The sequence below is a fragment of the Paraburkholderia polaris genome, assembly GCF_012927345.1.
Lineage (GTDB): Bacteria > Pseudomonadota > Gammaproteobacteria > Burkholderiales > Burkholderiaceae > Paraburkholderia > Paraburkholderia polaris.
Genome location: NZ_JABBGJ010000130.1, coordinates 1 through 1,655 on the forward strand (window position 1 = coordinate 1; position 1,655 = coordinate 1,655).

Below are 1,655 nucleotides of genomic sequence, written 5' to 3' on the forward strand. Positions count from 1 at the left end.
ACCGAGTCTGGGCGCCCGCAAGGGCGCGCAGACTCCGATTCGTTTTCAGGAAGGGCGGTCTTTGCCTCCAGGTCGATTGCCCAACGCAATATGTTGGGCGTTGATCAGATCCCTTTGCGCGCCAACAGGGCTGCCGCGTTGCCCCTGTAGATTTTTGCTCGATCCGGCGCAGCCAGGCTATCGATCACCGGCACCGACCGGCGCCCCTCAGGATCGCCAATGTCGAACGGATAGTCACTGCCGAACACCACATGGTCCACGCCCATCATCTCGATGACCCAGCGGTTACTGTCAGGGCTTAATGCGCAACTGTCGTAATAGAGCTGGCTGAGGTATTGGCTCGGTGGTTTCGTGATATTTTTCTTGAAGTACGGCTCAGCCTCCCAACCGTTTGCCTCATATGCCGCATCGAGACGGCCTCTCAGGAACACGACAGTTCCCCCGCCATGGCAAAGAACAAGTTTGATCGCGGGATACTTTTCGAAGAAACCCGAAAAGATCAATCGCGCAACCGCCAGACTTGTCTCACCGGGCCAGCCAACAAGGACCTGAACCTCATATGCGTCGTACCCTCCCAACGTATCAGGGCGCGTTGACGACGCAGGATGCATGATGAGCGTGATCCCGAGCTTCTCGACCATTTTGAAAAGTGGCTCATAGACAGGATCGTCAAGCGGACGGCCGCCAGCCGTGGTCGGAATCATCGCGGCTCGATAGCCATGCTTCTCAACTGAACGCTTCAATTCGTCGGCGGCCCTGGACGGTTCGCCCAGCGCCAATATGGCGACGCCTTCCATCAGGCCTTCAGAGGCATGCACGATGTCATCCTGCTGGTCCTGGAGAAGACGTGCGAGATCGACACCGGTCGCGTAGCCTGGCGCACACAGCAAACCCGGCGGCGGGGCGAATAACTGTAGCTCGACATGGCGGCGCCGAAGGCTGGCAAGTCTCGTCGGCAGATCAACCAGATGTGGGTCGAACGACTTGCCGACGGGAATGCCGTCGCGGAAAAGGTGAAATTCGCCCTTGTCGTTGCGCATGCAGGAAAGGCCTGCTTGCGGTTTTTTTACCAGATCGGCCAGGAAACGCTCGCTTAGGGCGTGAGCATGCATATCAATGATCATATCCGGCGTCTGCGGCATCTGTGGCATCTGCGGTGCGGGCACCGCCTTTGCCGCCTGCGCGTACGTTGTTCCCGCAGCGGCGGCCAATGGAAGCGCGGCTGCCGCCTTGATAAATGCCCTGCGATCGGTCGTGCTCATGGTCTAAGTCTCCTTTGAATTTCCGGTGTCCAACCGTGTTTTTGCCTCAACGTCTGGATACAATTACATTCGAACAAATATTCAATTGCAAGCTTTTTTCGAAAATAATTTTGACATGCAATCGTCTCGCGATGGAGCAATCGAGACCAGGTGGACGCCCGCAACTCTGCGTCCGTCCACCCAAGGCCGTCCTGCGGTCTGAATGAGGGCTGCATCGGAGACGTTGTCGCTCTGGCTATCCTTGGGGCAGTCTCGGTGGCTTTCGTGCGCATCGAAGAGATCACCCGGGCACGAGTCGCGTCGCCGGTCAAATGGCGCGGACACACAGCAACCCCGGCCGGGGCCGTGCCGCGGCATGGTGGAAGAGCGACGGACGTGCCTCGCCACCAATGT

1 protein-coding gene is annotated in these 1,655 nt (G+C 58.4%); it reads right to left on the bottom strand.

Annotated features, from left to right (window positions below; translation table 11 throughout):
• Positions 1–104 precede the first annotated feature (104 nt).
• On the bottom strand, positions 105–1,262 hold the full coding sequence (locus HHL24_RS43245) for an amidohydrolase family protein (RefSeq protein WP_169491336.1): 1,158 nt from the start codon (positions 1,260–1,262) through the stop codon (positions 105–107).
• Between the last annotated feature and the right edge of the window lie 393 nt (positions 1,263–1,655).

What these genes read in the sequence shown, in the direction of transcription:
- HHL24_RS43245 (WP_169491336.1), bottom strand. Translation starts at nt 1,262, where the DNA reads ATGAGCACGACCGATCGCAGGGCATTTATCAAGGCGGCAGCCGCGCTT.